The sequence below is a fragment of the Lysinibacillus sp. NPDC096212 genome (assembly GCF_044763105.1).
GTDB lineage: Bacteria > Bacillota > Bacilli > Bacillales_A > Planococcaceae > Lysinibacillus.
On the sequence record NZ_JBIWFQ010000011.1, the window covers coordinates 62414 to 88726 of the forward strand.

Annotated in this window: 22 protein-coding genes, 1 riboswitch and 1 other annotated feature; of the genes, 8 read left to right on the plus strand and 14 right to left on the minus strand. The window is 37.5% G+C overall.

Annotation, left to right across the window (positions count from 1 at the left end; translation table 11 throughout):
- Nucleotides 1-76: 76 nt before the first annotated feature.
- From ACIQ7T_RS12685 to ACIQ7T_RS12695, 3 genes are all read right to left on the minus strand, one after another.
- Nucleotides 77-1042 carry a nuclease-related domain-containing protein gene (locus ACIQ7T_RS12685; protein ID WP_402870742.1) on the minus strand — a complete coding sequence of 322 codons (966 nt, stop codon included), beginning with the start codon at nucleotides 1040-1042 and terminating at the stop codon, nucleotides 77-79.
- Between the two features lie 257 nt (nucleotides 1043-1299).
- Nucleotides 1300-2094 carry an ABC transporter ATP-binding protein gene (locus tag ACIQ7T_RS12690; protein ID WP_370082820.1) on the minus strand — a complete coding sequence of 265 codons (795 nt, stop codon included), beginning with the start codon at nucleotides 2092-2094 and terminating at the stop codon, nucleotides 1300-1302.
- A complete protein-coding gene (locus ACIQ7T_RS12695) occupies nucleotides 2087-3115 on the minus strand; it encodes an ABC transporter permease (protein WP_370082822.1) in 1029 nt (342 codons plus the stop codon). The genes ACIQ7T_RS12690 and ACIQ7T_RS12695 overlap by 8 nt, the downstream gene beginning before the upstream one ends.
- Nucleotides 3116-3255: 140 nt before the next feature.
- On the opposite strand from ACIQ7T_RS12695, the gene ACIQ7T_RS12700 reads away from it, so the two are divergent.
- A complete protein-coding gene (locus tag ACIQ7T_RS12700; protein WP_402870746.1) occupies nucleotides 3256-3444 on the plus strand; it encodes a hypothetical protein in 189 nt (62 codons plus the stop codon).
- 182 nt (nucleotides 3445-3626) lie between these two features.
- On the opposite strand, the gene ACIQ7T_RS12705 is transcribed toward ACIQ7T_RS12700, so the two are convergent.
- The 4 genes from ACIQ7T_RS12705 to ACIQ7T_RS12720 all read right to left on the minus strand — a co-directional run bounded on the left by ACIQ7T_RS12705 (nucleotide 3627) and on the right by ACIQ7T_RS12720 (nucleotide 8470).
- Nucleotides 3627-4646, minus strand: a complete 1020-nt coding sequence (locus tag ACIQ7T_RS12705) for an ABC transporter substrate-binding protein (RefSeq protein WP_402870749.1) — start codon at nucleotides 4644-4646, stop codon at nucleotides 3627-3629.
- A 346-nt stretch (nucleotides 4647-4992) separates the two neighbouring features.
- Nucleotides 4993-5571 carry a TetR/AcrR family transcriptional regulator gene (locus ACIQ7T_RS12710; protein ID WP_370082826.1) on the minus strand — a complete coding sequence of 193 codons (579 nt, stop codon included), beginning with the start codon at nucleotides 5569-5571 and terminating at the stop codon, nucleotides 4993-4995.
- A complete protein-coding gene (locus ACIQ7T_RS12715) occupies nucleotides 5568-7760 on the minus strand; it encodes an FtsX-like permease family protein (protein ID WP_402870753.1) in 2193 nt (730 codons plus the stop codon). The genes ACIQ7T_RS12710 and ACIQ7T_RS12715 overlap by 4 nt, the downstream gene beginning before the upstream one ends.
- 17 nt (nucleotides 7761-7777) lie before the next feature.
- Complete coding sequence (locus ACIQ7T_RS12720) at nucleotides 7778-8470, minus strand: ABC transporter ATP-binding protein (protein WP_402870756.1); 693 nt, start codon at nucleotides 8468-8470, stop codon at nucleotides 7778-7780.
- A gap of 241 nt (nucleotides 8471-8711) precedes the next feature.
- Between ACIQ7T_RS12720 and ACIQ7T_RS12725 the strand changes: the two genes are divergently transcribed.
- From ACIQ7T_RS12725 to trpB, 4 genes are all read left to right on the plus strand, one after another.
- On the plus strand, nucleotides 8712-8957 hold the full coding sequence (locus tag ACIQ7T_RS12725; RefSeq protein WP_370082832.1) for a hypothetical protein: 246 nt from the start codon (nucleotides 8712-8714) through the stop codon (nucleotides 8955-8957).
- A gap of 72 nt (nucleotides 8958-9029) precedes the next feature.
- A complete protein-coding gene (locus ACIQ7T_RS12730) occupies nucleotides 9030-9425 on the plus strand; it encodes a DUF1259 domain-containing protein (protein WP_370082834.1) in 396 nt (131 codons plus the stop codon).
- A 303-nt stretch (nucleotides 9426-9728) separates the two neighbouring features.
- Nucleotides 9729-9773: riboswitch (PreQ1 riboswitch) on the plus strand.
- A 6-nt stretch (nucleotides 9774-9779) separates the two neighbouring features.
- Nucleotides 9780-10262, plus strand: a complete 483-nt coding sequence (locus ACIQ7T_RS12735) for a QueT transporter family protein (RefSeq protein ID WP_370082836.1) — start codon at nucleotides 9780-9782, stop codon at nucleotides 10260-10262.
- A gap of 93 nt (nucleotides 10263-10355) precedes the next feature.
- Nucleotides 10356-10556: a binding site (T-box leader), on the plus strand.
- A gap of 60 nt (nucleotides 10557-10616) precedes the next feature.
- Nucleotides 10617-11780: a tryptophan synthase subunit beta gene (gene trpB, locus ACIQ7T_RS12740; protein ID WP_370082838.1), complete on the plus strand. Its 1164-nt coding sequence runs from the start codon at nucleotides 10617-10619 to the stop codon at nucleotides 11778-11780.
- Between the two features lie 43 nt (nucleotides 11781-11823).
- Here trpB and ACIQ7T_RS12745 read toward each other — a convergent pair whose 3' ends face one another.
- A complete protein-coding gene (locus ACIQ7T_RS12745; RefSeq protein ID WP_402870761.1) occupies nucleotides 11824-13449 on the minus strand; it encodes a long-chain fatty acid--CoA ligase in 1626 nt (541 codons plus the stop codon).
- 299 nt (nucleotides 13450-13748) lie between these two features.
- Here ACIQ7T_RS12745 and ACIQ7T_RS12750 point away from each other — a divergent pair, with 299 nt between their 5' ends.
- On the plus strand, nucleotides 13749-14741 hold the full coding sequence (locus ACIQ7T_RS12750) for a serine hydrolase domain-containing protein (protein ID WP_370082842.1): 993 nt from the start codon (nucleotides 13749-13751) through the stop codon (nucleotides 14739-14741).
- Between the two features lie 314 nt (nucleotides 14742-15055).
- Here the strand turns inward: ACIQ7T_RS12750 and ACIQ7T_RS12755 are convergent, their stop codons facing one another.
- Both ACIQ7T_RS12755 and ACIQ7T_RS12760 read right to left on the minus strand, forming a co-directional pair.
- The gene (locus ACIQ7T_RS12755) at nucleotides 15056-16009 is read right to left on the minus strand and encodes an L-threonine 3-dehydrogenase (protein WP_370082844.1); all 954 of its coding nucleotides are present in this window, start codon (nucleotides 16007-16009) and stop codon (nucleotides 15056-15058) included.
- A 322-nt stretch (nucleotides 16010-16331) separates the two neighbouring features.
- Nucleotides 16332-18005 carry a methyl-accepting chemotaxis protein gene (locus tag ACIQ7T_RS12760; RefSeq protein WP_370082846.1) on the minus strand — a complete coding sequence of 558 codons (1674 nt, stop codon included), beginning with the start codon at nucleotides 18003-18005 and terminating at the stop codon, nucleotides 16332-16334.
- A 391-nt stretch (nucleotides 18006-18396) separates the two neighbouring features.
- Here ACIQ7T_RS12760 and ACIQ7T_RS12765 point away from each other — a divergent pair, with 391 nt between their 5' ends.
- Complete coding sequence (locus tag ACIQ7T_RS12765) at nucleotides 18397-19566, plus strand: FtsW/RodA/SpoVE family cell cycle protein (RefSeq protein ID WP_370082848.1); 1170 nt, start codon at nucleotides 18397-18399, stop codon at nucleotides 19564-19566.
- Nucleotides 19567-19734: 168 nt separating this feature from the next.
- Here the strand turns inward: ACIQ7T_RS12765 and ACIQ7T_RS12770 are convergent, their stop codons facing one another.
- From ACIQ7T_RS12770 to ACIQ7T_RS12780, 3 genes are read right to left on the minus strand one after another with little or no spacing between them, the layout of a single operon-like run.
- Entirely contained in the window at nucleotides 19735-21087 is a 1353-nt protein-coding gene (locus tag ACIQ7T_RS12770) for an aspartate aminotransferase family protein (protein ID WP_402870766.1), read from the minus strand.
- Between the two features lie 24 nt (nucleotides 21088-21111).
- Nucleotides 21112-22641, minus strand: coding sequence for a CoA-acylating methylmalonate-semialdehyde dehydrogenase (locus ACIQ7T_RS12775; RefSeq protein WP_370082852.1), 1530 nt, complete (start codon nucleotides 22639-22641; stop codon nucleotides 21112-21114).
- Nucleotides 22642-22665: 24 nt separating this feature from the next.
- The gene (locus ACIQ7T_RS12780; protein ID WP_370082854.1) at nucleotides 22666-24075 is read right to left on the minus strand and encodes an amino acid permease; all 1410 of its coding nucleotides are present in this window, start codon (nucleotides 24073-24075) and stop codon (nucleotides 22666-22668) included.
- Between the two features lie 226 nt (nucleotides 24076-24301).
- On the opposite strand from ACIQ7T_RS12780, the gene ACIQ7T_RS12785 reads away from it, so the two are divergent.
- Complete coding sequence (locus tag ACIQ7T_RS12785) at nucleotides 24302-25870, plus strand: PucR family transcriptional regulator (RefSeq protein WP_402870770.1); 1569 nt, start codon at nucleotides 24302-24304, stop codon at nucleotides 25868-25870.
- A 3-nt stretch (nucleotides 25871-25873) separates the two neighbouring features.
- On the opposite strand, the gene ACIQ7T_RS12790 is transcribed toward ACIQ7T_RS12785, so the two are convergent.
- Nucleotides 25874-26053, minus strand: coding sequence for a hypothetical protein (locus ACIQ7T_RS12790; RefSeq protein WP_402870773.1), 180 nt, complete (start codon nucleotides 26051-26053; stop codon nucleotides 25874-25876).
- Nucleotides 26054-26313 lie beyond the last annotated feature (260 nt).

Consider the following 26313-nt stretch of genomic DNA (forward strand, 5'->3'; position numbering starts at 1 on the left):
CCAACTTTCCAAAAATATCGACATCTACCTTACAGGCGACACTATCTGACCGCACTGATAGTTTCTTCGCTTGCATTTAATCTAACAATTTGGCAGGAATTATATATTTTCTATTTTTATTTTCACCAACCACTTCAAACTTTAACTTTTTCAATAAGTAATGAGCTACTCTCTCTGAGTCAATATCAAAAAAATTACGAAATTGAGCATTAGAAATATTGTTTCCCATCATTAGTTGATAATCCTGTAACGCTACTAGCATCGATTTATTATCTGTTCGTTGACAATTGCTACAACACCATTTCCCAAAGAAATATTGTAAAGCATACTGATACTCACACTGCGAGCATAGCGCTCCTTTTCTTAGTTCACCCCAGTCCATTTCTGGTATCCATTGTGTTGGTTCATGCTTGTTTAAAATGAGTTCAGCGATATGCTTCAAATCTTTTTCACCTAAACAAACTTGTGAATGTCGTAAAAACAGCTGTTCTACCTTTTCTGTTAAACCACTCACATGAATAATCGGTTGCGCAGACAAACTTGACGTCATAATCATGTTCGGATTTGCAGAGACAATCATATAGACAATGGGTATATGATAGCCTGCCTTTTGAAAAATCTGACGCAAAAACCTAGCATGCCGCTTTACTTGATCAAAGGGATTTCTAAAACCATCTACTCTGCCATCAGAAGTAATTCGAATAAATTGATGATTATCTTCCATATATTCTATACGCCCAACGATATTTTTGATTTCCACTATTAAAACAAAATTTCGCGACATAAATAATGTATCAATTTGATGTATCGATCCACCAGCACTCTCAGCCTTAAGCTCTACATCATGCAATAAATAATACGCATGCTCCAAATAGATTTCCCGCCATTCTCGATCTACTCTTTGCTCGCCAACAATGCCAGCCTTTGTCCTTCCTAGCATTTCTTTAAAATAATCATACTTAGCGTGGGATTTAGATAGTCTTCTTTCGATCATTTCTAACACGAGCTGCTTCGATGAAACTTCGCGCTTTTTTAGTAACATAGTTTCACCTCCTTTAGCTAGATTATAATGCACTTTATCGAAAGAGTTTGCCTATTTATCGAGAACTTTTGATTGTTTATCGACCAACTTTTTTAATTTATCTACTAACTTTATCGATTTATCTACCAACTTTTTTAATTTATCTACCAACTTTATCGATTTATCTACCAACTTTTTTAATTTATCACCCAACTCCCCAAAATATCGACATCAAGCGAAAAACGCCCACACATTTTGTATGAGCGTTTTATCATTTATTATCCTAGTAGCGCACGGTCTGAGTTCATTTTCTCTCCGCGGATACGTTCGAACTCTGCCATCAAATCCGGGATGGTTAATTCATGCTTACGATCCTCGCCAACCTCTAAAATGATTTGACCTTTATCCATCATAATCAGTCGATTTCCTAAGTCTAATGCTTGTTGCATATTGTGCGTGACCATCAATGTCGTTAAGTTGTCTTTCTCAACTAAATATTTCGTAATACGTGTGATTAACTCTGCACGAGATGGGTCAAGCGCCGCCGTATGCTCGTCTAGTAATAAAATCGAAGGCTTCGTAAATGTTGCCATTAAAAGAGACAAAGCTTGACGCTCCCCTCCCGAAAGTAAGCCGACTTTTGCAGACAATCGATTTTCAAGATTTAAACCCAACATCTCCAACGATTCCTTGAAAAATTCCCGACGCTTTTTATCAACACCGAAGCGTATGCCTCTACTCTTATTCCGTGAGTAAGCTAATGCTAAATTTTCCTCAATCGTCATTGTTGGTGCTGTGCCAGCCATTGGATCCTGGAATACGCGACCAATATAGTGAGAACGCTTATATTCTGGTAAAGTAGTAACCTCATTCCCATCAATCGAAACCGAGCCGAAGTCTGGTGTTAGTGCGCCAGAGATCATATTCATCATAGTCGATTTACCAGCACCATTACTGCCGATAATTGTGACGAAATCCCCTGGCTTTAAGTGCAAATTAATTTCTGCAAGTGCAATTTTTTCATCAGGCGTACCTTCATTGAAAATCTTATTAATATCTTTTAATTTAAGCAAGGCGCTTTCCTCCCTGCTCAACTGTCTTTACGCTTGTCTTCTCTGCTGCGCGCTTCACCTTGCGTTTGCGCTCCTTACTCTTATTAATAAATTGAGGTAAAATTAGCGCTATGATAACAATGATAGCTGTTATTAACTTCATATCCCCTGAATCAAGGAAATCTACTCGTAATGCTAATGCTAAAATAATGCGATAAATGATGGCTCCAGCAATGACAGCGAAAGTTGTGCGCATAATCGTTTTTGTACCAAAGATTGCTTCACCGATAATAACAGATGCAAGGCCGATTACAATCATCCCAATCCCCATACTTACATCTGAGAACTTCGAATATTGTGCGATTAAAGCTCCCGAAAATGCAACAAGTGCATTAGAAATTCCTAGCCCTAGAATAATAAGTGTATCTGTATTTGCCGAGAAGCTACGAATCATACGCTTATTATCACCAGTAGCTCGAATAGCCAGGCCGATCTCTGTTTTCAAGAACCAGTCAGCAATGAACTTAATTAAAATTGTGATGATTAATACTACGATTATCGTACTCCATGTTGAAGGTAGTTGATGAACGCCGATGCCTTTTAATAGATTATTTAATGCCGTATCGATTCCTAAATTACTCCAAAATGCTTGAAACTTTGAAAATAAAGTCTCTGAATTTAATAGTGGTATATTCGGGCGACCTATCGTATTTTCTGCCGTTGATCCCATAATACGTAGATTAATAGAATACAAAGCAATCATCATTAAAATCCCCGATAATAGAGGATTAATTTTTCCTTTTGTGTGAAGAATTCCTGTCATACATCCAGCAATAAATCCAGCAACAATTGCTACTAAAGTCGCTAAGATTGGATGGTAGCCAAGCATAATCATCGTCGCCGCTGTAGCTGCCCCTGTTACAAAGCTCCCGTCAACCGTTAAGTCCGGAAAATCTAACACACGGAATGTTAAATACACACCAAGTGCCATAATTGCATAGATGATCCCTTGCTCCATCGCGCCAAATATTGCTAAAGGCATAGTTGCATCATCTCCTCATAATTTCTTAATAAATATAAATTGGCTCATCACATAATTTTGGAGTTGATTTTCGTTCCGGCTGGGCGCTTTGTTGCTGTCGCTTCGCTTTCGCACAGAGCAAAGCTTCCTGGGGGCGTCCGATGAGCCGCTTGGGCCAACACGATGTTGGTCACGAAGGCGTTATCACAGGACGTGATGCTTTTAGCCTTCGTTCCCCTGTGTGCTCGCTCCAGGGTCTCATCTGTGACGCTAATCCCCAAGGAGTCGCCCAGCCTCCACTCCAATCAACTTGTCCACATGACATACTTTTTAACAAAACTTATCGATGATGAACCATAACCTTCTCATAAATTAGTATTCTAATAAGATGAAACTAGAAAGGACTGCCCACATAATTGTGGATCAATACATAATTCATAAATGACTTCATTTTTTATTCTAAAAAGTAGATAAAGCGGGGGTAGTTTTAGTTCTCCCCCGCTTCGCTACATAAGACGATCCTGTCAGGTCATTACTTTTCTAACAGCTCTGCACCCCAAGAATCTTTAATTTCGATTCCTAAATCATCCGCTACTTTTTTATTGATTAATAGTTTTAGTTTTTGTGGGTATTGCGCTGGTATTTCAGCAGGTTTTGCTTCACCTTTTAGAATCTTCACAGCCATTTGCCCCGCTTCATAACCGATGTCATAATATTCAAAACCATATGCCGCTAAGCCACCACGTGCAACAGAGTCAAGCTCTCCTACAACTAGTGGTAATTTATTAGAATTTGCTACATCAATTACAGACTCAAGAGCCGAAACTACTGTATTATCAGTAATAATATAGAATGCATCTGCTTTACCAATTAATGATTCAGCAGCTTGTTTTACTTCTGCAGAAGTTGCTGCAGATGCCTCAGCTACTGTTAGGCCTTGCTCAGCCATAACTTTTTTCACTTCTTTTACTTGTGCTACTGAGTTTTGCTCACCAGCATTGTAAACCATACCTACTTTTTTCGCACCTAATTCCTTTAAGAATGCTACTGTTTTCGAAATAGTATCAGGATGTAAGTCGATCGTTCCTGTTACATTTTTCCCTGGCTTCTCCATCGATTCAATAAGCTGTGCGCCAACAGCATCCGTTACAGAAGTGAAGACGATCGGAATATCACTAGTAGCTGTCGCCGCTGCTTGTGCAGATGGCGTAGAGTTAGCAAAAATTAAATCTACGTTGGCACTTACTAGATTGTTTGCAATCGTCGTGTTAAGACTGTTATCCCCTTGCGCTATTTGTGACTCGAATTCAACTTTTAAGCCCGATTCTTCAATTGCTTTTTTGAAACCTTCAGTTGCAGCATTTAAAGATGGATGCTCAACAATTTGAGTAATCCCAATCTTATATGTTTTGTCATCTGCATTGCTCTCACTTGCATTATTCTTTTCTTTCTCTTTCGAATCTGATGAACTAGAGCCACCGCTACCACAAGCAGCAAGCATTAAAACTAATCCAAATAACAGGAACGAAAACTTTTTTAAATTGCTTCTCACAAATAATCCCCCCGATATTATATTATCTTTGATATTTATCACACTTTATCCAAACAAAGTGTGAACGTATCGCTATATTATCTTTATTATATCGCTTCGTCAACAACATTATGAATGTTCTGACTTTTAAATTTAACGAAATATTTAATTTTTTCACTTAATTTGTCGCTTTAAACCGCTAAACTACGCTATTTCTATAAATTGATTTCTTTTTCTAATATAACAAAAATTTTTTTGACAATTTTCGCAAAGCTATTTTTCAGAGATTTGATTTTTTAAGAAATTTATAGAAAAACCTGACATTCCCATAAGAAATGTCAGGCCTTAAAATAGTTTTTATTCACTATTACTTCTTCAAGATATCTACTAACCAACTACTTTGGGGTAACGGGATATCCGGGAAGCATACGTGAGTTTGAGCAACACCTTGAATGGCTGAATAAAAACAACCCGCGAGTGCTTTAGGATCACCATCTCGTATTACTCCCTTAGCTTGACCCTCTTTTACTAAACTTTCGAATCCCTCAGATGCGGCAAGGTCCTTAGCAACTTGTTGAATAGTATCTGGTAGATTACTTGCTATTTGCGTTTGCGCAACTAACATTAGTAATTTTGCCGATAATGGATGAGTTTTAAAGGAATCAATGATCGACGTAACTATCACATTTAAATACTCGAACGGTTGTGCAAATTCCTCTTCTGAAATACCAATAACAGCCATACTAGTTTTAGCTCGATTTAAAAGTTCAAGGTATACCTCTTCTTTAGAGCCGAAATAATGGAACAGTAATCCTTGGCTAATTCCAACTGAATCACCAATCTCTTTTGTTGTAGTTCCTTGATAACCGTTTCTAATAAACAAATCCAAGCCCGCGTTTAGAATTTGCTCTCGTCTAACTTCCTTCTGTTCGCGGCGTTTATTCATTTCATCATAACCTCCTGCAATGTTACTGCATTCATGCTTTTTTTATAGAGTAACATAATGACCTCGTATGAAACAGCAAAGATCACGAGAGAAATTGTTATTACCTTGCTATCTGGTGTCATTGGTATTGCTACTGTTGATGATTTAGCCAATAAATCAAATAAAAATTTAGTTAAAACAATAGCATAGAGTGTGCCAATTATAAATCCGATGTAGGCAATTAATCTAAAGCCCGATAATACGATACGATTGCATTCTGCATTTGTATATCCAAATGCTTTCATCATCGCCAAGTATTTACGATTAGAGGAAATAATGATTTTCATTACAATACTAATCGTTAAAATACTTAAAGCTAAGCCAATTGAGATAAATAGAAAGGATAGCGCGAAATACGTACCTTTTTGCTGAGAACTTGCGTATAATACGTCTTCAAGTTTTGAAACAAACATATGCTGCTTCCTGTCAAACTCTACATTGTCTTCAGTAAATACACCATTATATTCTTCTTTTTTTAAAAGGCCCGCCGTGATTGCAACATTGATATTACTATAAACTACTTCCCCATACACTGATTGCTCAATAGCTGTTATAGGTAGCTGATAAGCAACATTATTTATATAAATTTTCACCGTGTCACCAATAGTCAAATCATATTTTTTGCGCATCCAATCATTCACAACAATGCCTTCCTGTTTAGAAATATCTATAGTTTCCTGGTTCTGTATACTATAGAGTTTATAAAGAGAAAGACTACTAGATAATGCCATAAACTGGCCATTATTTAATACCCCACCATTCGGAAATTCTATTTTACAATCTTCTGAAAAATAAGGTGTTTCCGAGTCTGAAAAATTCATGTCCCTCGCGTCAATAAATCGAACGTTACTTTTATATTCGGAACCTTTAAATGTTAATGAGGATACCTTATCAGACATTGTTTGCAAAGAAAAAGCAATCTGCAAATTAGCGCTAGCCATGAAACCTGTGAGCAAGGCTAAAAAGACTAATAGAATATTATTTAATACGATTGCTTTAAAGGCCACTTTTTTAAAAGGACCAGTTAGCCCTATTCGCTTAACAAGAAAATTCAATTTTGCTGACTCTGCCTTATGAATCATTTCCAATGGCGGTTTACGTAAGGTAAATACGGCAACCCCAAAAGCCATTACAGAAAAGATCAGAGCGGGGATTGCTGTAAACATTATGAATTGTACAGGATCAAAATTTTGTGTAACATTCGGCACGAGAAATGTAGCATTAATCCGATTAATAAACAAAGGACTAACTACATAGGAAACTAAATATCCTACAACGGTGCCTATAAACACGAAAGGTCCTATTAGGAAATATCTTTTAGCAATTTGTATTCTAGAGTAGCCAAGTGCTTTTAAAACACCCATAGTTGGTTTTGTCTCAGTTATATTTTGAAGAACAGTAGTAATAAGCAAAACCATTACAGTTAAACCGAAGAAACTTAAGGCGCTAATTAGACAGATTTTAAACATTTTTTCTTTTGCGATTAATGTAGAAAGTACTTGCGGATTATCTTCTTTACTCACCACGGACTTTACATGTGAATCCAATAGCATTTTTTCTAGAAAGATTTGTTTCTGTTCCTCAGACACACTTTCCAAAAATCGGCCCGAATAACTTGTTTTCTCCTGTTCACCCCAACTTGTGTAAGCTTCCTCACTACATAGTATTAATGCTTGAGTAGCAGGTTTGTAGCTAACACCATTATCAGCTACCAATGGTGAAATTGCGTCCGGTAAAGTAAAAATCCCACTAATTGAATAAGTTTTATTGCCAATAGTAACTGTATCTCCTAATGCTAATTTATTCTCCTGTGAAAAATTTTTATCTATTGCAATTTCAGTTACTTTTTTTGGCGCCAAGCCTTTCAAGTATATTGGAATATCAATGTTTCGCGTATTTTGCATAATACGATATACATTTTTTTCATCATAAATGACTTTATATGTTACAGGATCATACGTAAAAGAATACTTATTTGAAAGGTCCGTAATTTCCTCTCCCTGTAGAATAAGTGTAAAGTCCTGCTGATTTTGATGTTCTAGTGCCTTCTTGATGGAGTTTGTACCTTGAAGATAGAAAACAAGTAATGTACAAATAAACACTGCACAGGCAACAACTAGTACAAGCGGATACTGTTTTTTAAATGTCATCAAATGTACTCCCCTTCTCACCATGTAATTTCTTCAACATCTAGTGGGTTAGTATTGCTAGTTACTTCTACGATTTTCCCGCTAGTCATTTTAATAACCTTTGTTGCAATTTGAGCAATACTAACATTGTGCGTTACCATAATAATTGTAAATTTCAATTGTTTTTGAAGCTGCTTCAAATAAGTTAAGATTTGTTTGCTCGTTTCTTCGTCTAATGCTCCAGTTGGTTCATCACAAAACAAAAAATCCGGTTTTTTCGCTAAAGCACGTGCAATAGACACTCGTTGTTGTTGCCCCCCTGAAAGTTCATAAGGAAGGCGTTTTTCTAATCCATGAAGTCCTACACCATCAATTATTTCAGTAATATTTTTGTTCCCTTTTAAGTCAGCACCCATTTTAATGTTAGATTCTACATTTAAAAATGGCAGTAAATAATATGCTTGAAAAATAAAAGCTGTTTTATCACGTCTAAACAACGTAAGATCTTTCTGATTTAATCCACAAATCTCGTAGTCATCGCAAGTAACGCTTCCTGAATCTGGTTGCTCTAAACCAGAAATTACATTAAGGAGCGTAGATTTACCCGATCCAGAAGGGCCAAGAATGACAACGAATTCCCCATCACCAATTGACAATGAAACTGAATTTAATGCATAAAGCAATTCACGACCATTTTGATAACTTTTAACCAAATTTTCTACTCTTAACATGTTAGACCTCCAAACATTTCGTTTATTAATTAATTAATCAATTAATAAATAAACGATATTATTGATTAATTAATTTGTCAATAACCAAAATGCTCCGTTCAATCATGCATAGTAAAAAGCCCCATCTGGTTAGATGCGACTTAATTTTTCTACAGACACTATTCCTTTTCAGTCTCCTTTTTTACATTTAATGCATATGATGCAAATGAGACTAGTGCTGTTTTCAAAAAGGAGGATTACCATGAACAATGAAGATATCGATTTAAATCAACCTTCTGAAAAGCAAAATGCAAATATAGGAGATATTGACACAATCATTTCTGATCTTTGTGACAGTCTATTCGCATTTGCTCTAGATTTTGCCTTAAATGCCTTGGAATATACAAAAGATTTAGATGGAGAATTAGAATATTCGGATGAATTCAAAAAACAACTAGACGATATAATTTTTGAAATAGGAGAAATTAAAAATGTTTTAGATGAATAATTTCAATCAGAGACCTCTACTACTTTCGCTCCAAGGCATCCTCATTAAATTAAAAAAAGCAGAGGTGTCTAAATGCAAAGCTTTCAAGATATGTGTACAAAATTTGCTCAGATTGCCAACGGAAAAGCTTCAACGGAACATGGTGTATGCTCAGTAAAACTTAATCGAAATCTTAATGTTATGATTCAAGGTCGCCCAAGTCGTAGTGCACTTCATGCTGGGATAACATTCGAATCACTTGATATATATGGAAATGCACTTAACTTAGGTGAAGTTGTAGTACTTCAAGAGGAATTACCTCCATTTGTTAAGGTACTTGCAGAAAATAATTTGATTATAAGTGCTGTTCATAATCACTGGATCTATTCAGACCCAGTTATTTTATACGTTCACTTTCAATCAATAGAGCCCCCATTAATCTTTGCCCAAAAATTTGCCCAAGCATTTAGTGTTTTAAAAAACTACTGATAACTACACTTGTTAAAAGAACTGCTTAGAACAGTTCTTTTTAATTTAACTGGATAAATCACTCATTTTTTATTTTTCACAGTTGCTTCTCATCTATAGACCAATTTCATTCCAACTGTAAAGAAGCAAGTGTACAAGCCCCCTTCTTATGGATTCAAAATTCGAATCCGGTCAAACACACACCTATCTAACTAATGAGCAACGAACAAGAGCTAAATATTACCTTTAGCACTATGAATTTCTGCGTTTTTTTTACTCATCGCTATTTACAAGTAAGCTTGAACATTGATATGATTGCATTTGCTTCACGTGGTTCGTAACCATCCCACGTAAAAAAACTAAGGAGAAATGAATATGAAAATAAAATTTTTAGCAACGAGCGGCATTATTGCAGCTCTCTACATTGCTGTTACATTATTAGTCGGATCATTTGGCTTTACAGAGGTGCAGTTCCGTCTATCCGAAATGTTTAACCATTTGGTTGCCTTTAACCCTCGTTTTGCCGTTGGGATTATTATTGGTGTATTTATCTCCAACATATTTTCACCACTCGGTATCTACGATTTAATTTTTGGTGTCGCCCATTCGATGATTACCCTTGGGTTGTTCATTCTTATTTGTAAATTTGTCAAAAATATTTGGGCACGTTTAGTCATCAATACATTTTTATTTACATGTACTATGTTTATCATTGCATTTGAATTGAACTTAGCATTAGAACTACCATTCTTCTGGACATGGTTAACTGTTGCTGCAGGTGAATTTGTTGTCTTAGCGGTCGGTGCACCGATTATGTATACATTGAATAAACGCTTAAACTTCAAAAATTTAATTTAATTTAAAAGACGGATCTTATTAGATTCGTTTTTTTATTTTCTTGGCACCAAGATATCTTGACACTATTCCGAAAATACTTTACAATTCATTTCAATAAATGCTAAGAAAAAGAATAGTAGCAAGCGGTCGTACTTAAAGAGAGCTGATGGTTGGTGCAAATCAGTAGTACATACTTGTGAATGGGCTTTGGAGCAGCCTCATCAAAAGTGAGGACGAATTTACTCCCCGTTATCGGAGTACGAAAGCGCGCAATTTTTGCGAATGAAGGTGGCACCACGGTTACTCGTCCTTTTTACAGAAGGATTGTAGTGACTTTTTTTTATGGAAAAATTAGATAAGAGGAGTCGAGAGAAGATGAGTATAGTAGTAGAGAAAAAAGGATATTTCGGTGAATTTGGCGGTAGCTTTGTTCCTGATGAGCTTCAAAGTGTATTAAATATTTTAGATGGAAACTTCCAAAAATATAAAGACGATGAAGACTTTAATAAAGAGCTAGATTATTATTTCCATGAATATGTTGGGCGCAAATCTCCACTTTATTTTGCTGAAAATTTAACAAAACAATTAGGTGGCGCAAAAATTTTTTTAAAACGTGAAGATCTTAACCATACAGGTTCACATAAAATTAATAACGTTCTTGGACAGATTTTATTGGCAAAGCGCATGGGTGCTAATCGTGTGATCGCCGAAACAGGTGCAGGTCAGCATGGTGTAGCAACAGCAACTGCTTGTGCAATGTTCGGGATGGATTGCACAATTTATATGGGCTTAGAAGATACCAAGCGCCAAGCATTAAACGTCTTCCGTATGGAGCTACTTGGTGCTAAGGTAGTAGCCGTTGATAAAGGTCAGGGGCGACTAAAGGATGCAGTGGATGCAGCATTTGCTGATTTAGTTGAAAACTACGAGACGACTTTCTATTTACTAGGTTCTGCTGTTGGACCTCACCCATTCCCTTCAATGGTCAAGCATTTCCAATCAGTCATTAGCCGTGAAAGTCGTGAACAAATTTTAGAAAAAGAAGGAAAGCTACCAGCAGCAGTACTTGCTTGCGTCGGTGGGGGTAGTAATGCGATCGGTGCCTTTGCAGAATATATTGCAGATGAAAATGTTCGCCTTATCGGCATTGAACCAGATAAAGCAGCAACATTAAATGAAGGAACACCGGGTGAATTACACGGCTTCAAATGTTTGGTACTGCAAGATGCAGAGGGCAATCCGCTACCAACCTATTCGATTGCCGCTGGACTAGATTATCCTGGAGCTGGTCCAGAGCACAGCTATTTAAAAACAACTGGTCGTGGAGAATATGTAACAGTGACGAATGAAGAAGTGCTTGAAGCATTCCAAGTGCTGTCAAAGGTTGAAGGAATTATTCCTGCACTTGAAAGCTCCCACGCAGTTGCTCATGCACTAAAACTTGCGCCAACACTATCTCCGGAAGAGAGCATTATTATCAATATTTCCGGGCGTGGAGACAAAGACGTGGAACAAGTATTCCAAATGTTAAGTAGATAACAAAATGAAAGAGCGACTTCCTTTATGGAAATCGCTCTTTTAACTATACGAATGAAGCTAATTTCGGATAAATTTCTGCCACATTATCTCGAAGCTTGGCTTTCAGAAACTTTCCAACTGATGTTTTTGGAATTTCATCTAAAAATACCACATCATCTGGTACCCACCATTTTGCAAATTGACTTTCTAAAAATGCCAGAAGCTCCTCTTCACTTGCTGACATTCCTTCCTTCAATACTACACAAGCTAGCGGGCGTTCTTGCCATTTAACATGCGGAATTGCAATAACTGCTGCCTCCAAAACTGCATCATGGGTCATTAACGCATTTTCTAAATCCACCGAGGAGATCCACTCCCCACCCGATTTAATTAAATCCTTAGTACGATCCGTTATTTTGATAAAGCCATCCTCTGTTCGTACCGCAATGTCCCCTGTATATAGCCAGCCACCTCGATACGCATCATTTGTACGTTCATCACGATAGTACTCGTGTGAAATCCATGGACCTCGAAGACGTAACTCACCCATTGTCTGTCCGTCCCATGGCACTTCTCCATGGTCATTAATAATACTCGATTCAATACCGGCCATCGTCATTCCTTGCATTGCTCGCGATTCAATACGCTTTTCAATTGGCCATTCATCCATCCAAGACATATAATTTGATAATGCTACAATCGGCGTTGTTTCAGTCATTCCATACACGACGATATATGGAATTCCATACTGCTCTTCAAATGTACGAATAAGTCGAGTAGGTGAAGCAGAGCCACCGCAACAAATAGCTCGTAGCGAACTTATATCTCGCTCACGCTTCTCTTGTTCCTGTAACGCGCCAATCCAAATTGTCGGCACTCCAGCTGTTAATGTAATCTTCTCCTGCTCCACTAAATCCAAAATGATTGCCGATGTGAATTGTGGACCAGGCAATACTTGTGTAGCACCCACATTGACACTTGCAAACGGTAAGCCCCATGCATTTGCATGAAACATTGGCACAATCGGCATCACGACGTCACGTTCAGAAATGCCCATTGAATCAGACATACTGAGCATCATACTATGTAGCACTAAACCTCGATGTGAATAAACAACCCCTTTTGGATTTCCTGTTGTAGCACTTGTATAGCACATACCAGCAGGCTCCTCTTCCCCGATATCTTCTGGGAACTCATAGTTTTCATCTGCTGCTGCTAATAAATCCTCATACGATAATGCATTCGGTAATGTCGTTTCTGGCAAAGTATCCTCATCCGTCATAATAATATAATGTTTCACTGTCTTAAGCTCAGGCGCAATGTTTTCAATAATTGGTAGCAAATCCACATCAATCATTAAAATCTCATCTTCTGCATGATTAATAATATAAATTAAATGCTCTTCTGATAAACGAATATTCACCATGTGTAAAATAGCGCCAGAACACGGTACCGCAAAATAAGCCTCTAAGTGGCGATGCTGGTTCCAGGCAAAGGAGCCAATTTTCATTCCTCTTGTCATCCCCAGCTTTGTAAGCGCATCTGCTAAGCGACGTGTCCTTTTCGCCCATTCTCCATATGTTAAACGGTGAATCTTTTGTGGGCTCGTCCGTGAAATAATAGTCTTTCTAGCAAAATAGCTTTCTGCTCGTTTAAAAAAGTTTGTTAATACTAACGGCGTCTGCATCATATAAACCATCCATCCCTTCGTCTTGTGAACTCCCTTTGTATAACCTTTGTGAAATATTAACAGCTAATTTAATTGAATACTATTAATATTTTGAATATGATTATAGTAGAAAATTATAAATTAAGCTATATATTCCAATAATTTTCTTTTTATTGTTAACTTTTTCTAAAATAACTCATTCACATACGTGGGGTTGATTTCGGTTCCGGCTGGGCCTTTCCTGGAGCGTTGGAGGGAATAATGAATAAAATTAACACTTGCATACATCAATATAAGTTTACTTAAAGGAGAGAGTAATGATGGGGTTTGACGAATGTATTAACGAAGATTTTAGTGGGGTCATATCAGTCACTCAAAATGGTAAAAATGTATACCGTAAAGCCTTTGGATACGCAGATTTACCAAATAAAGTATCAAACGAGATTGATACGAAGTTTGCAACAGCCTCAGCAGGAAAAGTATTTGTTGCCATAGCCATTTTGCAATTGATTGAACAAAGTCGATTATCTTTTGATAGTTGTATTGGGGACATCTTGAATTTTGATTTAAAGAATATTGATCCTCATATCACCATCAGGCAGTTGCTTAATCATACATCGGGAATACCCGACTATTTTGATGAGTCTGTCATGAAAGATTATGACGAACTATGGATAGATTACCCCAATTATAAAATTCGCACATCATCGGATATCATTCCATTATTTATACATAAGCCGATGATGTATCCTACAGGAGATAGATTTCAATACAATAATACAGGATTTGTTGTTCTTGGTCTTATTGTTGAGGCCATTACTGGCTCTTCATTTGATGTATATCTTAATGAACATGTTTTTATTCCTTGCGGTATGTTGAATACGGGGTATTATGAACTGGACAGATTGCCTGCTCAATGTGCGAACGGATATGTATATGATGACAGCAGGCAAGAGTTTTATACCAATATTTACAGTGTTGACGTAAAAGGAACAGGAGCAGGAGGAGCATTTACTACTGTAATCGATATTGAAAAGTTCTGGGCCAGTCTGATAAAGGGTCAATTGATATCGAAGGAAATGTTAAAAGAAATGTTAACTCCTCAAGTGAAAGAAGAATGCTATGGGTATGGGATTTGGCTGGATAAAAAAGAAGAAGGCATGTTTGATTACCACTTTGAAGGCTGCGACCCTGGTATAAGTTTTTATAGTTCATACGACAAACAACAAGATTTACTTATCACATTGGTAAGCAATTTTGGGTGTAACGTATGGAAAGTTTTCAGAGATATCAAAGGTTTGATCAAACGGTAAATACAACTATATTTTAACCCCGCCCTAAATTTAGGACGGGGTTATGCTTGTTTTAGGTTTTTAAAAATAAATAACTTTATTGTCTTTCACACAACGTAACGGCAACAAAAGGTTTTATCTGTGCGATAGCGCAACATGAGGTTGGTTGGTCATCTGTGACGCTAATCCCAAGGTTCGCCCAGCCTTCATATCCAATCAACTTATATACACGGTATACGTTTAGCAAGTGTCATTCCAATTTTAAGTGATTGCCCGTCAAAATAAAAAAAGACGAAGAAAACTAAATTCTTCGTCCGATTTTTAGGATTATTTGTTTATGAACAAGCTTTTGTTTGTAGCTTGATTTTTAATTTTTCTAGCATATCAACTGTCATTTTTGCTAGATCATACTGTGCTTTAAAGCCCCATTCTTTTTGTGCCGCTTCTATATTTAAAGAATTAGGCCAGCTATCTGCTATCGCTTGACGTACTGGATCTACATGATAATCCATACGGAAATGTGGCAAATGCTTTTTAATTTCCGCCGCAATCTCAGATGGCTCGAAGCTCATTGCAGTGATATTAAAGGCATTGCGATGAATTAGTTTGCTACTATCGGCTTCCATTACATCTACAATAGCTTGCAATGCATCTGGCATGTACATCATGTCCATGTACGTACCTTCTTGAATATAAGATGTATACTTCCCTTGCTTAATCGCTTCGTAGAAGATCTCTACTGCATAGTCTGTCGTACCACCTCCTGGAGGAGTTACGTATGAAATTAACCCAGGGAAGCGTACACCACGAGTATCTACGCCAAAACGATCGAAATAATAATCACATAATAGCTCACCAGCAACTTTATTTACCCCATACATTGTTGTTGGACGCTGTAATGTATCCTGTGGCGTGTTATCCTTCGGTGTCGACGGACCGAACGCGCCTATTGAACTCGGCGTAAAAAATTGCAAATTTAACTCACGTGAAACCTCTAACGCATTCATTAAACCACCCATATTTAAATTCCACGCTAGTAACGGATTTTTTTCTGCTGTTGCTGATAATAACGCCGCTAAATGCATCATCGTATCTGCACCAAAATCCTTCGCTAAATCATGCATTCTTTGTCCATCCGTCACGTCCAATACTTCAAACGGGCCCTTAGAATGCTCAAGCTTCCGGATATCTGTCGCTAATACATTGTCCTCTCCATAAATACTACGAAGTTTTTCTACAAGCTCAGAACCTATTTGACCTAGTGCTCCTGTAACCATTATCTTTTTCATTTCTCCAAACCTCCACCTGTGAACAATTGTACTTTCTGAAAGTACAATAATATATAACTAAACATTGGTTTAATAACACTTCTGATAAATTTCATTATATAGTGTTCATATTAAAAATACAACCGCAATATTTCCAATTTTTAAAAACAGAGCGTAAAATCCTTTATCATTAGTATATGAGGCCTATAAAATATTGTGCTAGAAAAACAAACAAAATACATATGTACGTCTCAAAAGTACATTTATAAGCAATTTTAATTTTGTTTATACTAATCAAAAAAAGAACCTTCTTTGTATGCAAAGAAAGGTCCGTTTGTTCATATTAAATTGAGAAACGCTTTACGGCTATTTGTAAAACTTTTGATACCTTATGTAACTCTTTAATATAATCATGGAATTGCTGCTGTGCGGTTAATTGATCGGCTGTTAAAGTAGCTACATGTTTAGTGGATGCTGCATTCGTATCAGAAAATGATGTTAACATTACTGCATCTTCATTAACCTTTTTCGTATGGTTGGCAATTTCTTGAATGGTTGCAGATACTTCCATTATATATGGCTTCATTGTATGTACTTTTTCTAAAATTTGATTGAAGCTTGTTGCCGTATCTCCTGTAACCTGCACACCCTTTTCAGTTGCGACTAACACACCCTCCATCATTTGCACAGCATAGCTAGAATCTAAATGAATATTTTGTACAATGGACGTAATCGTTTGGGTTGAATGAACTGTTTGCTCAGCAAGCTTGCGAACTTCATTGGCCACCACCGCAAATCCTTTACCATGCTCCCCTGCTCTAGCAGCCTCAATAGATGCATTTAAGGCTAGGAGGTTTGTTTGCGCGGTAATTTTTTCAATCACTTCAATCATTTGATCGATTGTAGCTGCTCTCTCTACAAGATTAAAAATGGCCGTATTCGATTTTTCAACCGCAAGTTTAATAGCCTGTATTTGAGTTAAATTCGCCTGTACAATTTCCGTACCACTTTCTGCATCACGCGCAGTTTTATGAGCAAAATTTTCAACAACCTGCACTTTTTCTAAAATTACTTGCACACCATTTAGCACTTCCTCTAGAGATGCTGTATTGGAAGCTAATTTTTTAGTAGAAGCAGCAGTTGAATCTGAAATAGATTGCACATCCTTTGCAATTTTTTGCGTCGTATTAGACGATTGCTCGGAAGATTCCTGCAGTTTCCCAGTCATTTCTTCAACTTCATGTGCACTATTTGATACTGTATGAAGTAGTCTTTTCACCTCTGTTGCCATCTGATTGTAAGACAATACTACCTCGCCAAGCTCATCCTGCGCCACATAACTGGCATTCGCTGTGAAATCGCCCTGCTCCGCTCGCTTTAATAATGACTTCAATTGACGTGTTGGTATATTCACAGCTTTTGTTGCTATAAATCCTATACATATTACTAACAAAACAACAAATAAACATACTCCTCCTAATAACCAATAACCAAATTGCACATCTTTCTGGTATGCCTGTTGCTGTTCATTAGCTCTCTGAACCAAATAGCTTTGAGTTTCTTCTAATAATGAATGACTTTGCTGGCTTACAGATAAATAAGACTGACCATAAAATTGTTGCTGTTCATTTTGGCCCAATTGTTTATAGTTATTAATCAATTCCACCTGCTGTGCTAGTAAGGTCTTATATTTCTTCATCTGATGGTTCGTCTTTTGATCAATTTCTAGACTTTCTAAATGATTTAATGGCTGCTCAGCGTTTTTTAAAATGACAGTCATTTCTTGATAAGCTCCGGCTGAATCCACTAAATAATCTAATTGTCGCTGTGATTCCTCTAGTTCATTTAACCACCCAATTGGTACAAGCCCTTCAGTATAACTTTCACTTGCATGCCATGACATTTTCCGTAAATAATCAACACTAAAAACACCTAGCAATACATTCGATAGTACACAAACAATCATCAGTATAAGTAACTTGTCCTTCACCATTATGTATCGAAAAAAATGCATCATCTTTGGCCCCTTCTCCAACTCTTACCAATAATAATAGTATGAAGATATAAAGCCAGTGTTATATTTTTGTAAAGATTGCACGAAGAGTTGCAAAACTATATCGATTTATCCCAACACAAAGTTATCATATTAACAACACATCCTGTTACTGCGTTTTGCTTCCGCATATAACACAGTCGTAACCTAAAGAGCTCCCATCAGAAAGCTCAAGAAATAAACCAAACGTGATTGTAGCAATTCATAAATCTACTCATATAGAATCAAATGTAAAATTAATATATTAGTAAAATTGGTTTATGATTTGTAATTTTTGTAATACTTATTTAACTTGCAACCTTCTGTATTTCCTTATCGTTGTCTATTAATAGTGTGGTAAAAAGGAGGTGTTTGAATGTTACAAATCAAAAAATTAGATAAAAGTTTAGTTATTAGCTTGGCATTGCTCGGTATCATTAGTTGTCTTTTTGTTCATTCCAGTAGTACGGTGTTCGAGCAGTATACAAGCTCGTTTATTATAAAGCAGTTTTTTTATTACCTAATCGGATTTTTAGTTATGTATGGAGTAGCAATGCTTGATATTGAACAACTACAAAAAATTGGCTGGCCGTTTTATTGGGCGATGGTCTTGTTAACATTTGCTTTATTTATTGCACCCGAAAGTATAGCTCGGACTGTTAATGAGGCGAAGCGTTGGTACCAAATTCCAGTGTTAGGATCATTTCAGCCGTCGGAGTTTTTAAAGTTCGCACTTTTAATTGTTGTCAGTAAGGTCATTGTTGCACATCGAGAGAAATATGTGCGCCCTACCTTTTTAACGGATATGCGGCTACTCTTAATCATTGCTATTATCACTCTTCCCCCTATGCTTGCTGTTTACAAGCAACCTGATACGGGCATGGTCATGCTTTATATGTCGATGATTGTACCGATGATTTTCTTTTCAGGTATACAAAAAAAATTGCTAATAATCTTTACAGCCATTCCAGTATCAATTCTCAGCGTTGTGGCTATTCTATATGTAAAATTTAATGAATTTTTTACAGACAAAATATTAAATAAAATGTCAGGGCATCAGATTTCTCGAATTAATGGATGGTTGCAGCCTAATGAATATCCGGACTCATCTTTTCAAACAAGGCAGGGATTTTCAGCAATTGGTACAGGACAGTTTACCGGAAAAGGTTACATGAACAATAATGTCTATGTCGTGGAAAAGCATACCGATTTCATTTTTGCCAACATTGCTGAAGAGGTCGGGTTCATTGGAGCGGCATTTGTTATTACTCTTTTATTTTTTGTTATTTACCGTATTGTTCTCATTACAGTAGAAGCACAGGACCCATTTATGACGCTGATGGGAGCTGGTATTTCTAGTTTATTAGCCTTCCAAATTACACAAAATATCGGTATGACCATTGGACTTTTACCTGTAACAGGTATGACTTTGCCATTTTTAAGCTATGGCGGAAGTTCACTCATATCCAATTTCATGTTAATGGGCATTGTGATGATTATCTACAATTCTTATAGCGGCTATATGTTTAAAACAACAAAGGAGTAAGGTGAAGGTGTGTATGGATGATACTTTAAAAAAGAGAATTTTATTGTTACTGTTCCTAACAGGAGTTGTTTTGTTCATACTCATAGTTCGCCTTGCATTTCTTATGCTGTAAGATAATCAAAAAGCTGTCTCAAAAGTTTTACTATGACTTTTGAGACAGCTTTTTATTTAAATTTTATGAATACTATCAATAACAGCTTTTATAATTGTATCAAGATCCTCTTGTACAACATTAAGTGGTGGAGATAATGTTAATACGTTATTGAAGCCTGCAACAGTGGCACCATTTTTACCGATAATAACACCCTGCTCCTTACATGCCGCAATAACAGCATTTACTTTATCTACTGGTAAAGGCTCTTTCGACGTTTTATCTGACACTAACTCGATGCCAATTAATAAGCCTTTGCCTCGAACATCCCCAACATTCGGGTGATTACCCAATGCTTGCTGAAGTGCTTGCAGAGTAGCAGCTCCAACCTGACTTGATCTTTCAAATAATGCTTCTTGCTGAAGAATTTCAATATTTTTTAATGCGACCGCACATGCGACTGGTGATCCACCAAATGTATTGACATGACGGAAATAACCGTATGCATCAGACTCGGTAAATGCCTCATAAATTTCCCGTTTTACCGCTGTAGCTGATAATGGTAAATAAGCACTTGTAATTCCTTTTGCCATCGTAATAATGTCTGGTTTTACACCGTAGTTCATAAATCCAAATGGCTTACCTGTTCGACCGAAGCCACAAATTACTTCGTCTACAATCATTAAAGCTCCATGTTTTTTACACACTTCTTCAATGCCCCTTAAATAGTTCTCCGGAGGCATGATGACGCCCCCACCTGTAATAATTGGCTCTAAAATCATAGCGGCTACTGTTTCACTTAGCTCCCATGTCATCGTCTTATCTACAGCCTTGACGCTTGCTAAATCTGCCGGGGCAAGTGTATCACTTTCATGTTCACGATATTGATCAGGTGGTGCTACATGGATAAAACCAGGAGATAGTGGTTCATATTTATATTTTCGTTCCGCTTGCCCAGTCGCAGCCAATGCTCCAAAAGAACTTCCGTGGTATGCACGGTAGCGAGAAACAATCTTATAGCGAGAGCTTTCCCCTTTTTGTTGATGATACTGACGCGCAATTTTAAACGCAGTTTCGTTAGCCTCTGACCCACTATTAGAGAAGAAAATAACATAATCTCCACCAAGCATTTCATTAATCTTTTCAGCCAGTTCAACTGCTGGTAAATGTCCCTGCGATAAAGGAGCATACGCATTTTTCATCATCTGCTCATGTGCAACATCTGCTAATTCCTTACGTCCATAACCCACATTTACACACCACAATCCCGCCATTGCATCAATATATTCAACGCCATCTGTATCAACAATCCTCGCACCATTTGATTTTTCTACTACATAGGTTGCTTGTGGATTGTAGGGTTTCATTGAATGCCATACATATTGTTCATCTTTCTTTAAAATATCACTTTGAAGATTTACTTGAACCATATCTATACACCCCTTTATGTTTTTTCACTTATTCGCATCGTTATTGCTTGGGAACGCAAATGAACTTGTCGTATCCTCTGTTTCATCTGGCCAGCGTTCAGAAATCGTTTTTGCTTTCGTAAAGAATCGTGCTTGGTCTGGTCCAAACATATGCCCTTCGCCAAACTTAGAGCGCTTCCATCCGCCAAAATTGTGATAGCCAACTGGAATCGGAATCGGAACATTAACGCCTACCATACCTACTTCAATTTCTTCTTGGAATTTGCGCGCCGCCGAACCGCTACCCGTAAACATCGTGACACCATTTCCAAGTTCGTGATCATTAATCAAATCAATAGCTTCTTGTAAGGTTTCAACGCCTACAACAATACGCGCAGGGCCAAATACCTCCTCTTTAAAAATAGTCATTTCTGGAGTCACATTATTTAATAATGTCGGACCAAGATAAAAGCCTTTCGACGTTTCGCATATTTTCGGATTTCGACCATCCGTCACAAGATTAGCCCCTTCCGCAATAGCACCGTCGATATATCGAAGAATAGTTTCTTTTGATTGCTGCGTAATAACTGGGCCAAAGTCTACCTCGTCATCTGTATATGGACCAACCTTTAATTTTAAAATTTTCTCTTTTAATATCTCTGTAAAGCGTTGTTCAGTATCTTTCCCGACGACAATCGCTCCTGAAATAGCCATACAACGTTGGGACGCCGCTCCATAGGCTGCACCTAAAAAGGCATTAGCCGTTTGCTCTAGGTTTGCATCTGGCATGACAACCATAAAGTTCTTCCCGCCACCAAATGCAGCAACTCGTTTATTGTGCTTCGTCCCTGTTTGGTAAATATACTCCGCAACAGGTGTTGATCCAACAAATGAAATTGCTTGTATCTCTTTATTTTCAAGCAGTTCATTAACCGCTTCTTTATCACCATTCACGACTGTCCAAATTCCATCTGGCAGTCCTGCCTCTTTCCATAAGTTACTTAAATATAAGGCTGACATTGGCACACGCTCAGACGGTTTTAAAATAACTGCATTTCCTACCGCAACTGCCATACTTGTAATCGCCAGTGGCACCATAACAGGGAAATTAAATGGAGCAATGGTTGCAACAACTCCAAGTGGAGCTTTTGCAGAAAAGGCATTAATATCGCCGCCTACATTAACCGAGTATTCCCCTTTCAGCATTTGTGGGGCACTTATTGCCATATCTACAGATTCAATGCCACGAACAATTTCGCCCTTAGCATCTTCCTTCGTTTTCCCACTTTCCTCACAAATTATTTTGATAAGCTCATCTTGTCTTTCCACTAATAACTGACGGAAACGATGCAAAACCTCAACCCGTTTACCAATCGATGTCTTTTTCCATGCAGGGAAAGCTACCTTCGCTTGCTGGATAGCCTGCTTCACCTCATCTCTAGTCGCTAACGGAACTTGCGCGATGACCTCTCCTGTTGTTGGATTATAAACTTCCGAGTAACAGCCACTAGTACCTGCTGTTTCAACCCCATTAATAAAATGTGATAGCGTTTTCACTTTTTGCTGAACTGTCATAATTTTCCCACTCCTCGTTTATTGTTATTCAAAATCCAATTTTTCCTTTTGAAAAATAGAACTTGCTTCATCTACTGGGTTAGGTGACTTTTTCTTTTGTGTAACTATATAGAAAATCATCACTACTGCCACTACAATACATGTAAATAAAATTTGAGAACGCATCGATTCAATAAAGAACATAGCGACTAGCAAAGCTGTGATAACCAATATTGTGAAATACGTTAAATATGGGAATAACCACATTTTCACTTTTAATAGCTCGGGATTTTCTTTCTCAATTTTCCGTCGCATTTTTAATTGTGAAAAAGCAATGATTAAGTAAAGAATCAACGTGATTGCACTACATGAACTAAGTAAAAACATAAATACTTTATCTGGTGAAACATAGTTCATAATAACGGCAATATAAGAGAAGAATGTCGCTGTTAATATGGCATTAACAGGTGCTCCCTTTTTATTTAATTTCAAAAATGCTTTTGGGGCCTCCCCTTTCTCCGCTAAAGAAAATACCATTCGAGATGTAGCGTAAAGCGCGGAGTTTAAGCACGATAAAACCGCTGTTAAAACAACAAAATTCATGATTTGCGCAGCTGCTGGAATACCGATATAATCCAAAACTGCTACATAGGGACTTGTTAAAATATCTGAGGAATGCCAAGGTAATAATGTGACAACTACCGTTATTGATCCAACGTAGAAAATCAAAATACGCCAAGTAATTGAATTTGTAGCTTTTGTCACCGCTGCTAACGGTTCGTCAGATTCCCCTGCTGCAATAGCAACAATCTCCGTTCCCATAAAGGAGAAAATAACAATCACTACGCCCATCAAGACAGCACCAAAACCATTTGGTAAAAAGCCACCCTCACCGATTAAATTGGCAGTACCTACTGCATCAAAATTAGGTGCGATACCGAAAATAATAAATGCACCAAGTGCCAAAAAAGCTATAATACTTGTAACCTTAATAAGAGAGAACCAATATTCAAATTCACCAAAAGCTTTTACGGAAACAACATTTGTTAAAGTAAGTGCTACGGTTAATAAAAGACTTAGTAGCCATAAAGGGATTCCATCATACCAATATTGAATAATCGCAGCTGCTGCTGTTGCCTCTAAAGCAATGGCGACAACCCAGAAAAACCAATATAACCAGCCAATCATAAAACCAGCCCACGGACCAATTGCTTCATGTGCATAATGCGCAAAAGATCCACTTGTTGGATTGACAGCTGCCATTTCTCCAAGCATTCGCATGACAAGAATAACGATAATGCCCGCAAAGATATAAGATAAAATTGCGCCAGGGCCGGCTAAGTTAATTACTGAGCCACTTCCCATAAATAGACCGGCTCCGATAACCCCCGCAATAGCGATCATCGTCATATGCCTTTTCTTTAACCCTCTTTGTAAATGCGTCTGTTGCTCCATATCAGCCCACCTCTTTTATTAGATTGGAATACCGCTTACAAAAATTTTACATGTTACATAGAAACGAAGTAATAGACAAACTGTAAAATTCTATGCATTTGTTTTAAACATAATGTAAAATAGACTAAACATTCTTAAAATATGATATTTCGGTTTATTTAAGCAAAAACAACGCATCAATAAGAAATCTAGAAAAAGGTCTATGTTAAAAGGAATGGGGATAAAAATGAGTCAATTTAAGCTTCAAGTGAAGGATGTGTTAGAAAATACATACTTCCAAAGTGCAGAGGTCGTAGCTGGTGAAGATGGCTTATTACGCATTGTAAAATGGGCCCATGTTATCGAAATTATACAAGTAGATAATTTTCTAGCTGGTGATGAATTAGTTTTAACAACAGGGATCAGCCTTCAGCACAGCATAGAGAACTTTATCTTTTTCGTAGAATCCTTAATCAAAAAAAATTGCGCGGCATTGTGCATTGAATACGGGACTTCCATACAAACCATCCCAGAAGTAATTGTAACCCTTGCTAACCGTCACAGCTTCCCTATTATCGTTTTTCATGACACGGTTCCTTTCGTCCGTATTACACAAGATTTACATAGTCAAATTATGAACCAACAATATTTAATGATCTCTACTTTAGAATCCTACTCTCAAACATTAAATAAAAACGCTCTATTAGGGCAGACCTCAGAAGAAGTCTTACAAAATATGTATCATAAATTAAAGACACAAATTATCTTTTCTATTAAAGGTCGAGAGCCTATCTTTTTTCCAAACATCCCGCATCATAAGCGCCAACAACTTTTAACGATGAAAAAATCAGCACCAGTATTTAAAAATGAACCCATCTTTATTTTTGATCAACATTATGCAGATTTAACGCTCTTTAGAGAGGATGGTCTATTTTCGGAGTTCGAATTACTTATTTTAGATCGTACAGCTACTGCGTTAGCGCAGCTGTTAATGAGAGAATTTTATATTGAAGAAAAAAGGGACATTGAGGATGCCTCTATTTTAGCGGATTGGATCGATCAAAAACTATCGAAAGAGGAAATTTATAAATTTATCGTAACCCATCATTCTAACTATAAACTTACTAGCGGAGCCATTTTTATTTTAGCAACTCCTAATGCAATTTCTAAGGTGCAGGAGGATATTGTCTATAGTAAGCTCTACTATCGAAACCTTTTTGAGCAAAATGGATTTATAGCATTTTTATTCGAAAGAAAAAGCTATGTCATCTTTATTTTACTCCATAAGAAAGATAGCAAATCGAGTCGCGAAGTATTAAATACGTTAGTTTCTTCCGTTCAGAAAACCGATTTTTATAAAAAACAAATGGCACAAGGTTATCAAATCGCCATTGGCAAAGTCGTTGCAGACGTAGAAGAAATGCCAAAGAGCTATCAAATGGCACTCGAAACATTGTATATTTGCAGTAAAGTACAAACAACATCTTATTTTTACGATGATTTACATCTGTATCACCTCATCTATAAATTACAGATGCAAGTCAATTTACAGGAAGTGATTCAAGACTATTTACAGCCTGTCATTGAATACGACAAAAAATATAACAGTAAGCTATTAGAAACTCTGCAGGTATACTTACAAACGAATGGCTCCAAACAACAAACAGCCAACCAACTGTTCATCGTTCGCCAAACGCTCTACCATCGTTTAAAAAAGCTTGAAAGTCTCTTAGGAGAAAATTTCATGAAGGGCCATAATCGGATTACGCTTGAATTTATGTTGCTTGCTAATTCTTTAATTGAGGAGAAAAATTAATTTCTAGTTGTTGATTGGATTGGCGGCGTTGTTCGCCTGGTTGGCGGCGTTGTTCTCTGGGTTAGCGGCGTTGGTCGCCGGGGTAGCGGCGTTGGTCGCGGGTTTAGCGGCGTTGGTCGCCGGGTTGGCGGCGTTGTTCGCCGGGTTGGCGGCGTTGGTCACCGGGTTAGCGGCGTTATTCACCGGGTTGGCGGCGTTGGTCGCCTGGTTGGCGGCGTTGTTCTCTGGGTTAGCGGCGTTGGTCGCCGGGTTAGCGGCGTTGGTCGCGGGTTTAGCGGCGTTGGTCGCTGGGTTGGCGGCGTTGTTCTCTGCGTTAGCGGCGTTGTTCGCGGGTTTGCGGCGTTGTTCGCCGGGTTTGCGGCGTTGTTCTCCGGGTTCGCGGCGTTGTTCACGGGTTTAGCGGCGTTGTTCGCGGGTTTATCAGCGATGTTCGTAAGTTTATC